We start from the raw sequence: 13,118 nt of genomic DNA, 5'->3' as shown, positions 1-13,118 counted from the left end.
GAGAGTGTGTAGCCGATTATATGAGAGCGATTCTCATTGTCATTTTATTTTACGGTTGTTACATAACTTTGCCCGGATTTTAATTAAAGGCAACTTTTGCGCGCCAAAGAGAGGAATGTTGCGCCGTAAAGAAGCCCGCGAGCAGCAAGGTGAATAGCTCGGCAAAAGGTAAGGCCCATAAAAATGGCAGGCTTAGTGAGGAGGTGTACAGCAACCATAAAAAAAACAAAGGCAACACTAAGCTGCGCGACAGTGCGATAAGCGCCGAGCGCCCAGGCCGTTGTTGCGCGGTAAACCACGCCGATATCACCAGGTTAGCCCCGGTGAGTAAAAATACCGGGGCGATTACGGGCCAAAACTGTTGTGCGAAGTGAGCGGCATTTACGCTGGAAAAAAACCACTGACTAAGCGCTTGGCTGCCCCAGTGGCTAAAGCACCATAAGATAATGCCGGTTACCACTGCGAGGCCAAGGCCTAAGCGAAAAAATAATTGACTGCGCTGTGTTTGCCCGGCGCCGTTGTTTTGGCTGACCAACACATGCACCACTTCGGCGATGGCACACGCTAGCATAATATTTAGTAGTAAAGCGTAGTGAATAAGCGCAAAGCCTGCCACGGCGGCCACGCCAAACTCGCGGCTTAACAGCCAGTGAATAATCAGTAGCACAATACCCGCTGACACCTCGTTGACAAACTCGGAGAAACCGTTAGCGCAAAACTGCAGTAGCCTTTTGGTTTTTAAAAAAGCCGGGCGCCAGTGCAGTGCGCCAGCGTGGCGCCGGTAAGTGACGAGCAAGAGCGCGCACTGGGTTAGCTGTGCGGTCAGAGTGGCCAGTGCGGCGGCGCGGATATCCCAGTGCAGTACACCGAGCAGGAGAATATCCAGAATGATATTCACAAGCGCGCCTAACACTAGGGCGCGGCTGGCGCGCTGCGCCTCGCCGGCGACGCGTAAAAAATAGTACAGCACTACGGCCACATACTGAGGTGCCAGCCCGGCCAGTACGATTAAAAAATAGGGGCGCACTAGTGCTTGCAACGACTCGGGTACGGCGAGCAGCGCTAATAGATAATTGTTTAAAAAACTAAAAATAAGCGTAAGCGCCAAACCGCCGATGGCTGCCATGCTCAGCGTGGCCGAGAATATCTTGCTTGCGGCGTTTAAGCGCCCGGCACCTAAATAGCGGCTGGCAACTACGCTGGCGCCAATGGCCAGCATTAACACCAGGCCGAATAACAAAATCCACAAAGGGATGAGTAAGTTAACCGCCGCTAACGCCTCGGCGCCGAGCCATTTTCCCACCATAAAACCATCGATAATGGCGGCGCCCGTGAGCGCCAATAGCCCGGCAACGGAGGCGCCCACATAACGCAAAAATGTGCCTAGGACGGGCGCTCCAAGCGCGGCGTTAGCTGGGGTGCTCATCGGTGCCAAATCAGTTTGGGTGGCTGTTGATGTTGGCCGCTCATGGGGCCGATGTGGCGTTCTAAAGTCTGCTCTATTTCGCGCAGTTCATCGTACGAGCGCGCCCAGCACGTTAGTTGCAGTTGCTCGGTGGTGGCCGTTAACGTGCATTCACCGATGGCAAAGTCGACATGCCCTGTATTGTCTTGCCAACGGGCGGTGACCTTGTGGCTAAAATGTTTGCATAGCCGGTGCAGGGTGCGCGCGGGTGTGGTGAGGACAAGCGAGGCGCGGGATGACATTAACACAGAGACTTCCTTACGGGTTGGCCGCCGCCGGGCGGCGGTGTTGGTGTTGATAAGATGACGCGTGAGCGGGCCTTAACAGGCAGACATGGTTTGTGGCTCAAGCGATAGCTGATAGCCGTGACCGCGCACCGTTTGTATCGCATCCGGTGGCATGCCGGCGGCTTCAAGCTTTTTGCGGATTCGGCTGAGGTGCATGTCGATACTGCGATCGTCGCGGCAGTAGGATTTATTGAGAACCCAGCGGTGCAAATCCGCTTTGTGCAAGAGGCGGTTGTGGTTGCGACTCATGCACAACAACAACTTAAATTGGATCGCGGTGAGTTGAATAGGCTGCTTATCGTAAGAGGCCAACCGCTGCTGGCGATGCAGTACCAGCGGGCCAATAGCCAGCTCACTGTCGGTGGTAGGGCTGGCTGCTGTGCGGCGAGCTTGGCTACTGGTCCGGCGCAGTAAGGCACTGCAACGCATGAGTAATTCGAGTGGATTAAAGGGCTTGGTTAAAAAGTCGTCGGCACCGCGCCGAAACGCGTTGACACATAGGTTGTGGTTGCGCGCAAGCATCACTACCGGTACCGGCTGCCACTGGTGTAGTTGGGCCAGCTGCTCCCAAGGGTTAGCCACCGCATCGGCATCTAACAGCAACACGCACAACTCGTTGCCGGGTAGATGCTCGCTCAGGCAAGTTTCATCGTTGGCGGGACAAAGGCTAAACTGCCAGCCTTCAGCCCGAAACTGCGCTTGCAGCGCCTTAAACAAGTCGTCCTGTGGGCCCACCCATAGCGCGTTGGGCATGGGCAGCTCGGTAGCGGATGGGTTCACGTTAACTCCTGCTGGTGTTGCAATCCTTAATGATAACGATACTCATTATATTTGTTTTGCGCAATATGAATTTACCGGAGATGTGCGCAGGTTGGTAAAAGCCAGACCAGGATATGGCGCCACTCGCGGCGCGCTAGGTGGGGCTGAAACGTTGGTTTAGCGGTCTGCCGGGCATTAGTTGAAGGTTTGTAACAACTGTAACAGGTGTTTACTTTTCTTTATATGAAAATGATAATGCTTCTTTTTTAGGTTAACTCAAAAGGACGCAGTCATCATGCAACGCTTGTTTAAGCCCGCCCGCTATGTCGGGCCCATCTGCCTGGCGCCGTTTTTGGCGCTGCCCATCAGCACCCTGGCTCAGTCGGAAGCAGACTCATCGGACGAGCAAAAGAAACAAGAGACCATTGAAGAGCTGGTGGTGATTGGTGAGCCAGTAGACAGCTTGCTGACCTCGGCCGATCTGGATCGTAAACAAGCCAACGATTTGGATGACGTGTTCTCGGGCGTACCCACGGTATTGGTGGGCGGCTCTGTGGGAGCGGCGCAAAAAATCTATGTGCGTAACTTAGGTGAAGATACCCTCAACATCAGCGTAGATGGTGCGACTCAGTCGGGTGTGACCTATCACCACACGGGCCGTATCTCCATCGAGCCCGAGCTGCTTAAACAGGTGCATGTGCAAGTGGGCGCGGGCGATGCGACCAGCGGCCCCGGTGCGTTAGGTGGTGCCATTAAGTTTGAAACCAAAAACCCGGAAGATCTTTTAGGCAGCAAAGATTTTGGCGCAATATTAAAAGCCGGATACTTCTCCAACACCGAAGGCTACAAAGGCAGCGGTACCGTATTTGGCCGCCTGGGCGATACCTTTAGCGCAATGGCCAGCTACGTCAGCTCCGATCAGGACGACATGCAAGACCCTAATGGTGATGCTTTGCCTGGCACCAACTCAAATCAGGATTTAGGGTTTGTGAAGTTAGTGGGCGATTTTGGCGGTGGCCACAAAGCCAGCCTTAGCTACGAAAATCTGACCGAAGAAGGCGAAAAACTCACCCGCCCAGAGTGGGGCGAAGGCCCGCGCAACCCGTTGCGCGATTTAGAGTTCGATCGCGAAACCACAACCTTAAAATACTCGTGGGACAAGCCCGATAGCGACTGGGTACTGTTGGACGTCAGCCTGTATAACACCGACTTTGAAATTTATCGCCCCTGGGATGACTACGCCAGTGCGGTGAATACTCAGGGTTATGTGTTGAGCAACACCAGCCAGGTGGGCGAGCACAGTATTATTTACGGCTCGGATTATCGCGATGACGAAGTCACCGCCGGTGAAGCCGCGCTGGGTGGTAACGTGTTTGTTGAAACCAGCGATGTACTGGGCTTTTTTGTGCAAGACCGTTATCAAGCCACCGATACTTTGCTGTTAACCTTTGGCACCCGCTGGGATGACTTTAATGCGGTAGATAAAGAAAACAACGAGTTCAGCTCGGATGGCTTTAGCCCCAATGTTGGTTTTGCTTACGATATCACCCGCGATATAACCTTTAGTGGTGGTTACGCCGAATCGCTGCGCGGAGTAGAAACCAACGATGGTTTTAAACTCTTTGGCACCACTAATGATCCGGATTTAAAAGCCGAGAAAGCCAAGAACTTTGAGTTGGGCTTGGATTACACGCTGGGCTCCTTCCTGTTGAGTGCCGGTTATCATGACACCGCCATCGAAGATGCTATTGGTAACGATGTGCCCTGGTCGCGTCACTACGAGAACCTGGGTGAGCTGGAAACCAACGGATACTCATTGGGCGTTACCTATAACGGCGAGCGCCTGTTTTCTAAGTGGACTTACGTGGATACCGATGTTGAGCTCGATGGCGAGCCGCTAACGCGCTACTCCTACGGTTATTTGGGCACCTCAACCGGTAATACTCTAACCATGGACACCTCGTATCAGTTGAGCTCCACAATGGATATCGGCTGGATTATGACGCTGGTACAAGATCTGGACGATTTGTATGTTGAGTCTGCCGCGGCCAGTATCAGCAAGCCGGGCTATAACGTGCACGATGTCTATGCTCATTGGGAGCCCAGCGGCTGGCGCGGCTTTAGCATGACTTTAACCGTAAAAAATGTGTTTGACGAGGAGTACCTGGATCACGGCAGTGTTGAGGACTTTACCCATCTGGACGGCTATACCGGTATTAAAGGTTATCAGGCGCCGGGGCGTGATGTTCGCCTGAGCCTGGCGTATCGTTTTTAAGCCAGGCTAACGCCATTTGGTTTCAGGGCTGAAACATTTGGCCCTGGTGTAAAAAGCGCCATCGCGTATCGCGGTGGCGCTTTTTTGTGTATTGCGGTTGTTGGTGTTGAGATAAGGTGACGCCTGCTAGAGGTAAAAGTGGCGTGCAATTGGCAGGAAAAGTGTCGTATCTTATGGCGTTGCGAAATGAGGGCAAACGCCCGAGCCGTAAAGTAAGGGGGCATTATGTACGATGGCGAGCGGATCAACAGTATTACCCATCTGGTGGGCGCCGTACTGGCGCTGGTTGGTTTTGGTGCCTTGTTAACCATCAGCATTCAGCAGTGGGATGCTGCGTTAATCGCAAGTTTTGCGGTATTTGGTGTCACCCTGATCTTGCTCTACACCATGTCTACGCTCTATCACAGCTTTCGCTCACCCAGGGTTAAAGCGGTGTTTCGCAAGCTCGACCATGTGTGCATTTATTTACTGATTGCCGGCACCTACACGCCTTTTATGTTGGTTACCATTGGGGGGCGCACCGGTTGGCTTATGCTCGGCATTATTTGGGCGCTGGCGGTAGCGGGTTTGCTGCTGGATATTCTGCCTAAAAAGCGCATCAAGTGGCTGCAGATTATTATCTATCTGGTGATGGGCTGGGTGTGCGTGGCGGTTTATCAGGATCTGGCCGAGGGATTTCCCGCCGCCGGGCTTTACTGGTTGCTCGCCGGCGGCATTACCTACACCGTGGGGGTGATTTTTTACGTGCTCGATGGTCTTAAAAAGCTGCGTCACGCCCACGGTATCTGGCACTTGTTTGTATTGGCCGGCTCGTTTTGCCACTTTGTTTCTATCGTGGCTTATGTGCGTTAGTTGCTGTTTAGCTACCTTAGTCCAGCAAACTTCTCTTCACGGCTTTTTGCCATCCTTTGGTGAGTGACTTTCGGGTTGCACTTTCCATCGCGGGCTCGGTGCGGCGCTCCAGCTCCCAGCTCGCGGCAATATCTTCCAGATTGTTGAAAATGCCCAGTTGTAAGCCCGCCAGGCGCGCGGCGCCTAGCGCGGTGGTTTCGATCATGGCGGGGCGTTCGGCGGGCATGGCGGTAATATCGCTGAGCATTTGCATGAGCCAGTTGTTAGCGATCATACCGCCGTCGACGCGCAGGGTGTCGGGGCGTTTGCCGGCGTCAGCGGTCATCGCATCGAGTAAGTCGTGAGTTTGATAGCACACCGCTTCAAGTGCGGCGCGAGCCAGCTCGGCACGGCCGGTATCGCGTGTCATGCCGCAAATAATGGCCCGCGCGTCAGGCTCCCAGTGGGGGGCGCCCAGGCCGGTAAAGGCGGGTACCAAATACACGCCGTTGTTGCTGTTAAGTGATTCGGCCAGCGCCTCGGTTTCGGCGGCCTGTTGAATGATTCCCAGTTTATCGCGCAGCCATTGCACGGCGGCTCCGGCAATAAAAATGGAGCCTTCCAGCGCATACTGGGGCTTGCCGTTTAGGCGGTAGGCGAGGGTGGTAAGCAGCCGGTTGTCTGAGTTAATGGGGGTGTCGCCCGTGTGTAACAAGGCAAAACAGCCTGTGCCGTAGGTGCTTTTGATCATGCCGGGGCTAAAGCAGGCCTGCCCCACCATGGCGGCGTGCTGGTCGCCGGCGACTCCGGCGATGGGTAGCTCGATATCCCCGAGGCTGTGTGTGGCTGTTCCAAAATCGGCGGCGCAATCAAGCACCTCGGGCAGCATGGTTTTCGGAATATTAAACAGCGCGAGCAGTTCGTCGTCCCAGCGCTGCTCGTGAATATTAAACAGCAGGGTACGGGCGGCATTGGTGGCGTCGGTTACGTGGCGTTTGCCACCGGTAAAGTTCCAGATCAGCCAGCTGTCGATGGTGCCAAAAGCCAGCTCGCCACGCTCGGCCTGCTCGCGGGCGCCGTCGATATTATCGAGCATCCACGCGACTTTAGTGGCCGAAAAATACGGGTCGAGCAGTAGGCCGGTGCGTTCGCGTACACTCTTTTCGTGGCCGGCTTTCTTTAAATCGCGGCAGACTTGTGCAGTGCGTCGGTCTTGCCACACGATGGCGCGCCCAATGGGCTTACCGGTGTTGCGCTGCCACACGACGGTGGTTTCGCGCTGATTGGTGATGCCAATACCGATAACGTCATCAGGGGTTTCCAGCTCGGCCAATGCCTCGCGGCAGACTCGGGCGGTCACCTGCCAGATTTGTTCGGCGTCGTGCTCGACCCAGCCATCATTGGGAAAGTGCTGGTCAAATTCGCACTGGGCACTGGCGAGTGCTCGGCCCTCGGGAGAGAAAACCATAGCCCGGCTGCTGGTGGTGCCTTGATCGATCGCCAAAATGTGTTTGCCCACGGTGACCTCCGTCAGTTTTTATAGATTAAGCGTAACACGAGAGGTACATTATGCGCTTGTAAGCGTTAAGCTGTCGGGTGTATGTGGTGTCTGGCTTTAACAAGGATGTTGTTATGATTATAGAAAAAGCGACGCTGGATGTGATCCCGGGCCAAGCGGCGGAATTTGAGCGAGCCTTTGCCGAGGCGCAAACGATTATTGCCGCTATGCCCGGTTATCGGGAGCATCAGCTCCACCGCTGTATCGAGCAGCCTGATCGCTATGTGCTGTTAGTGTGGTGGAATAGGCTGGAAGATCACACGGAAGGGTTTCGCCAAAGCGCCGAATATCAGCGCTGGCGGGCGCTGCTGCATAAATTTTATGACCCCTTCCCGGTGGTTGAGCACTACCGTCAGGTTAGCGGAGTCCTTAGCGGGGCACAGGTGTGAGGGCCAGAGCGGTGATTAGGTTACAGCGAAGGTTAGTGTTGCTAGTGAGTGTCATTGCGTTGTTGGCGGCCTGCGCCGCCCCGCGACAGCCAACCGCCGCGAAGCTTGCCAGTGATACTGGCGATTGTATTCGCACTCAGCCGCAAGTGGATGACCCGGGAAAGCCCGATTACTTATCGCGCTGCCTTAAGCGGCAATCTGACTTGCGCAGCGCCGGGCAGTCGGTGGCTTTTACCTTTTTCGATGGCGTTGTGGGTGCCGTGCTCGATAACGTTTTTGATAATGCGTTCGATCGCCCGTACGAGTAATAAGTTAACTGTACGGGCGCAGAGCGCTACCAAAATCGCACGTAAATACCTACGGTGATCGCGACAATAATGACGGTGTGGATAATATCCCACTTAGAGATCCCCGCGCGTATCTCGGCGCGTTGCTCGGTGCTGATAGAGCCGTAGGTAATGCCGGCAATTTGACTGTCGGGAGCGCGCTTGGTAAAGCAGCTGACGCCGATAACGATAGCGCAGGTCGCGAGGAACAAGCCGATGCAGTAGTACAGCCAGTTAACCGTAACCAGCGATTCCAGGAAACCACCGGCGGGCAGGCTATCAGAAAATATTTGTAGTACCAGTCGCAGCATACCCAGAACAAAGCCACCTACCAGACCGATAAAGCCCGCCGTCGGGGTAATACGCTTGGAAAATACCCCCAGCAGGAAGACCACGGCAACGCCCGGTGCGATCAGTGATTGAACCAGCTGCAGGTATTCGTAGAGTACATCTGCCACCAGCTGCATCACCGGAATCCAGATAACACCCAAGGCAACCACAACCAGGGTGGCCATGCGGCCCACTTTCACCAGGTGTTGCTCGGAGGACTCGGGCTTAAAGCGCTTGTAAAAATCGATGGTGAACAGGGTTGCCGACGAATTAAACAGCGATGCCAGCGAACTCATCAAAGCAGCGATCAGGCCACCGATTACAATCCCCTTAACTCCCGCAGGCAGCAGAGTTGAAACCAGCGTGGCAAACGCCTGGTCGGGGCTGTCCATTTGGATAATGCCTTTCTCGTGCAGAGCGAAGGCAACCATGCCCGGGAACAAAAAAATAAAAACGGGCAGTAGCTTCAGGTAGCCGGCAAAAAAAGTACCGCGCCGCGCGGCCTCAATGCCCTTGGCCGATAGTACCCGCTGAACAATGTACTGGTCGGTACACCAGTACCAAAAACCGATAATTAGCGAGCCAAAGATAACGCCGGGCCAGGGAAAGTCGGGATCAGAAGCTGGGCGGAACAAGCTCATCTTCTCGCCATTAATACGCTCCAGCTCGGCAAAGCCGCCCAGTGCATCCAGGCCCGCGAACAAAATAACCGCCGAGCCGATAATCAGCACCGGGGTTTGAATCACCGATGTCCAGAGGATGGCCTTCATACCCCCCAATACGGTATAGATGCCGGTAATCACGACTAGGCCAATAGCGGCAACCCAGAAGAAGTCAAAGCCCCACAGGGTGTCGATGCCCAGTACCGTTTGCAGCACTACGCCCCCCGCGTACACGGTTACCGATACTTTGGTCAGTACGTAGCTAATCAGCGAGATAATGGAGAGAAAAGTGCGGCTGGAAGGGCCGTAGCGGCGTTCCAGAAACTCGGGCATGGTATAGATTTTACTGGACCAGTAAAAAGGCACAAACATCCAGCCCAGCAAAATGATAATAAATGACTGCAGCTCCCAGTGGGCCATGGCCATGCCGGTTTGCGCCCCGGCGCCGGACAACCCGACCAGGTGTTCCGAGCCGATATTTGAGGCAAAAATAGAAGAGCCAATAACCAGCCAGCCGGCATTGCGCCCGGCCAAAAAATAGTCCGTGGTGTCGCGCTCTTTTTGCTTCATGGCCACCCCAACCACAGCACAAAGAACAGCCCGAGTACCCAGTAATCCAGTGCTGCGAATTCAATCATGCTGACTCCCTTTTTGACTATTATTGGTAAAAGTAGGGCTGAACGCCATCTGTGGTTATATTGTACTATAATAGTTCTTTTGACTATAAGGGTGGTTTTTTATTATGCTGAGCCAGCTTCTGGCCTTGTTATTACTTGTGATCGAGCCTTTTCCCTGCCAGAAGCCCTTAACCCCTTCATTTGATGAAGATTTTCGGTTTTTTCTTCAGTAATTGCAATATTGCCTATAAAATCATTCGCTTAGTGGTGGGTTGCATAAGTAGGACAATTGTTTTGTTTTGAGGGCTTGACTACCGCTTTGCAAGGTATTAGGATTCAAATTGTAATACAAATAACGAGGAGAGTCGTGATAGCACACACAAGGCTATCGCCCGTGTTGGTTGCATCAGCGCGGTTTGTATTTACTGATAATAATCGAGTTACAGGCGTGAGCGACATAAAGCCTGTCAAAATAATGTACGGAGAATAAGATATGTTCAAGCGAAGTGTGCTCAGCTCATCCATCGCCTTGGTTGTTGCGCTAGGGTCAACTCAGGTTGCCGCTCAAGATGACGAAATGTTGCTTGAAGAGGTAGTTGTTACCGGTATCCGGGCCAGTCTCGATAAAGCACAAGATATTAAGCGCGATTCCATGCAGGTGATGGACGCTATTGTTGCAGAGGACATCGGTAAGTTGCCCGATAATAACGTTGTAGAGTCTTTGCAGCGCGTGTCGGGTGTTCAGGTGACCGATCGTGGCGCGGGTGAAGCGAGCACCGTTACTATCCGTGGTTTGAATGATGTTAGCACCACTTTGAATGGCCGCACTATCTTTACCGCTTCAGGGCGGGCACAGGCTTTGGCCGACATTCCTTCGACGTTGGTTAACCAGGTGGATGTTATTAAGAGCCGGTCCGCCAGCCAGTACGAAAACGGTATTGCCGGTCAGATCAATGTTCACACTTTCCGTCCTTTTGACTTTGATGGTCCGCGCGTTCAGTTAAACGCCCGTGCTATTTATCAGGACCAATCGGAAGAGACCGATCCCAACCTTAGCGGGTTGTTTAGTAGCCTCTGGGAAACCGGAGCTGGCGATTTCGGTGCTTTGGTGAATTTGTCATATGCGAGCACAAGCTATCGCGACCAGAATGTACAGGCCGGTGCACAAGTGCCTTACATGACTGAAAATCCACCCGCTGGCTCTCCTTTTGCTCCGTTGGAGCGCATTCGGCCAGAAGACCCAGGTAACGTTGTAGCGGAGAGCCCAATCTGGCAAACGGGTACCCAAAATGGTTTGCCTATTGCCGCGGGCTCGACAATGCTTATTAATGGCACGCCCACCGAGTACTATCTTGCGCGCGATGCGGTTATTCAATCTGATTTTACCGGTGAGCGCGAGCGTCAGGCCGCCAATGTTGTGTTGCAGTTCGCGCCTAACGACTCTTCTGAATATACCTTCGAGGCTCTCTACAACGGGTATCACAACGAGAGTTTTAATAACCTCTTGTTTGCTTTTGTTGATTGGCACGGCGACGCTGGTGATTTTGAGTTGTACGAAGGTACCAACGTTATTAAAAGCCGCACAGTTGGTAATCCTTACACTTTTGGCAGTGGTGATATCACGGACCAGAGTACAGATAGCTTTATGTACGCTTTGACCGGCGAGTGGGACTTTACCGATCGTTTGCATGTTAAATCTGATCTGGCCTACCAAGACAGTGAGTTTGAAACCGAATTCACTGCTCAGCGAGTTGAAGGTGTGCAGCATCAGGTAATGGCTGACTTTGATGACGTAGCGGGCTTCACTTTTGGTGATAACCCGGCAACTGCCGGCGTGGATGAGTCTGATATGACCAGTCCCCAGCGTTGGACCATGGCTCAGTTTTTTGACAGTGGGGCGCGTAATGAAGGGTCAGCGGTGACCTTCACTACCGATGCCGATTACGCGACCGGATGGGATTTTCTACATACGATTGATTTTGGTATCCGTTATGACGACCGCGACGCCTCTGAGCTCAGTCGGGATAACCCGCAAAATACAACGTGTACCAATCTTGTCAACGAGGGTCGAATCGACGATATCTCGCTTTGTCGGCCGGAGACTTACGACGGTATGGCGCACATAAACAGTGGCTTCATGGATGGTGAGGCGGACACGACTACAAGTTGGTACGCGCCCAACGGTCACTATGTGGCTGCCAACAAAGAAGCCTTTATGGATCTTTACCAGCTGACGCCGCAAGCTCTGCGTAGAACATTTGACATTAACGAGCAAAACACCGCCCTTTACGTTACGGGCCAGTTTAGTGTCGGTAATCTCGAGGGTGAGTTAGGGTTCCGTTCCGTTAACGTGCAGACGGACATGAGCTTTTACGAGTATACGCAAGCATTGGACGATGAGGGGAACCCTAAGGTTAACGCTGATGGGAGCCCTATTCTTAATCAGTCTATGAGCTCGGCGTCGAAAGATACCACCGAATTCCTAACGGACTTAAGTTTGCGCTACAACATTACTGATGAGTTGTTGGTGCGTGCGAGCTATGGCGAAACATTGCGCATGCCTAACTTTATCGACCTGAATGCTAACATTACCTATTTTGATGATGTGAGTAACATTGGTTATGGTACGGCAAGTGGCGGTAACCCGGATCTTAAGCCTACAACCTCGCAGAACTACGATCTCTCGCTGGAGTATTACTTCGGTGAGGCTAGCTCGGCTTACATTACCTTGTTCCGTCGGGACATTGAGAATTTGGTGGTGTCGTTCCGCAACCGTGTTCAGGCCGATATACCCGGCTTTAATGCAGATACCTTTACGCTGAGTCAGCCAGACAACGCTTCTGAGGGGATGCTGGAGGGTGTTGAAGTTGGCTTCTCTTACTTCCCTGACAACCTGCCGGGTGCGCTTGACGGGTTAGGTGTGACCTCCAGCTTTACCGCGCTGGATTCTGAGCAAACTAATCCGCAGACTAACGATGCTGGTGAAATCACCGGTTATGAGACTGGCCCGATGTACGGCGTATCCGACACCTCCTACAACGTTACGGCCGCCTATGAGCGTGAAAGTTTTGATGTGCGATTGTCTTACGTGTGGCGTGACAACTTCCTGTACGGCGACGACGCGGCATCTTTTGCCAACCCGCTCAGCATTTATCATGATGCCGAGGAGAGTCTCGATATGCAGGTTAGCTACGACGTTACTGACGGTCTGACTTTGACATTCGATGCCACTAATCTGACGGGCGAGCTGTATAAAACCAGCTATGGAGACAGTCAGTACCACTCGTCTCAAACATACCTGTACAGCACCACTTATGCCCTGGGTGCCCGTTACAGCTTCTAGCTAGGCGGGGGCGGCCTTTGTGTCGCTGCCCCTTCTAAAATGTAGTGAATTTGAGTTTCCCACCGGTTGCCTATCCCGTTTGATGGCCGGTGGTGTTAATCGGGCTTGTCCCGTTTCCGGTTGCCAGCCAACTCCCGGTAGCCGGAGTGACGCTAACGCGTCACATTGTTCCGAATACATGCGGAACAGGTGTTTAGCTGTAATGGCGTGTGCCGGCTATGGGCAGTCGGCCACAGAGTAAATTTGCAGTTATGCATGGTCTCTTCTTTTTGCCCC

The 13,118-nt window shown here is 53.3% G+C and carries 10 protein-coding genes; 5 read left to right on the top strand and 5 right to left on the bottom strand.

Annotated features, from left to right (window positions below):
- Positions 1-79: 79 nt before the first annotated feature.
- The 3 genes from SD69_RS16720 to SD69_RS16710 all read right to left on the bottom strand — a co-directional run bounded on the left by SD69_RS16720 (position 80) and on the right by SD69_RS16710 (position 2,532).
- A complete protein-coding gene (locus SD69_RS16720; protein ID WP_052481298.1) occupies positions 80-1,426 on the bottom strand; it encodes an MATE family efflux transporter in 1,347 nt (448 codons plus the stop codon).
- On the bottom strand, positions 1,423-1,707 hold the full coding sequence (locus SD69_RS16715) for a DUF2218 domain-containing protein (RefSeq protein ID WP_232301256.1): 285 nt from the start codon (positions 1,705-1,707) through the stop codon (positions 1,423-1,425). Before SD69_RS16715 ends, SD69_RS16720 begins: the two co-directional genes overlap by 4 nt.
- Positions 1,708-1,785: 78 nt before the next feature.
- A complete protein-coding gene (locus tag SD69_RS16710) occupies positions 1,786-2,532 on the bottom strand; it encodes a response regulator transcription factor (RefSeq protein ID WP_052481296.1) in 747 nt (248 codons plus the stop codon).
- 274 nt (positions 2,533-2,806) lie between these two features.
- On the opposite strand from SD69_RS16710, the gene SD69_RS16705 reads away from it, so the two are divergent.
- Together SD69_RS16705 and trhA are read left to right on the top strand one after the other, a co-directional pair.
- Positions 2,807-4,786, top strand: coding sequence for a TonB-dependent receptor (locus SD69_RS16705; protein ID WP_052481295.1), 1,980 nt, complete (start codon positions 2,807-2,809; stop codon positions 4,784-4,786).
- A gap of 225 nt (positions 4,787-5,011) precedes the next feature.
- Complete coding sequence (trhA, locus tag SD69_RS16700) at positions 5,012-5,638, top strand: PAQR family membrane homeostasis protein TrhA (protein WP_041524118.1); 627 nt, start codon at positions 5,012-5,014, stop codon at positions 5,636-5,638.
- A 16-nt stretch (positions 5,639-5,654) separates the two neighbouring features.
- Here trhA and glpK read toward each other — a convergent pair whose 3' ends face one another.
- A complete protein-coding gene (glpK, locus tag SD69_RS16695; RefSeq protein WP_041524117.1) occupies positions 5,655-7,136 on the bottom strand; it encodes a glycerol kinase GlpK in 1,482 nt (493 codons plus the stop codon).
- A 113-nt stretch (positions 7,137-7,249) separates the two neighbouring features.
- On the opposite strand from glpK, the gene SD69_RS16690 reads away from it, so the two are divergent.
- Together SD69_RS16690 and SD69_RS16685 are read left to right on the top strand one after the other, a co-directional pair.
- Entirely contained in the window at positions 7,250-7,564 is a 315-nt protein-coding gene (locus SD69_RS16690) for an antibiotic biosynthesis monooxygenase family protein (protein WP_041524116.1), read from the top strand.
- Between the two features lie 44 nt (positions 7,565-7,608).
- Complete coding sequence (locus tag SD69_RS16685) at positions 7,609-7,872, top strand: hypothetical protein (protein WP_041524115.1); 264 nt, start codon at positions 7,609-7,611, stop codon at positions 7,870-7,872.
- Between the two features lie 26 nt (positions 7,873-7,898).
- Here the strand turns inward: SD69_RS16685 and SD69_RS16680 are convergent, their stop codons facing one another.
- Positions 7,899-9,452 (bottom strand): sodium:solute symporter, encoded by a 1,554-nt coding sequence (locus SD69_RS16680; protein ID WP_157471742.1) that lies wholly within the window; start codon positions 9,450-9,452, stop codon positions 7,899-7,901.
- Positions 9,453-9,992: 540 nt separating this feature from the next.
- Between SD69_RS16680 and SD69_RS16675 the strand changes: the two genes are divergently transcribed.
- Positions 9,993-12,842 (top strand): TonB-dependent receptor, encoded by a 2,850-nt coding sequence (locus tag SD69_RS16675; RefSeq protein WP_041524114.1) that lies wholly within the window; start codon positions 9,993-9,995, stop codon positions 12,840-12,842.
- The last annotated feature ends 276 nt before the right edge of the window (positions 12,843-13,118 follow it).

This window comes from Gilvimarinus agarilyticus (assembly GCF_000832015.1).
Classification (GTDB): Bacteria; Pseudomonadota; Gammaproteobacteria; order Pseudomonadales; family Cellvibrionaceae; genus Gilvimarinus; species Gilvimarinus agarilyticus.
The sequence above is the reverse complement of the archived record's forward strand: the minus strand, read 5'-3'. Positions and strand labels throughout refer to the sequence as shown.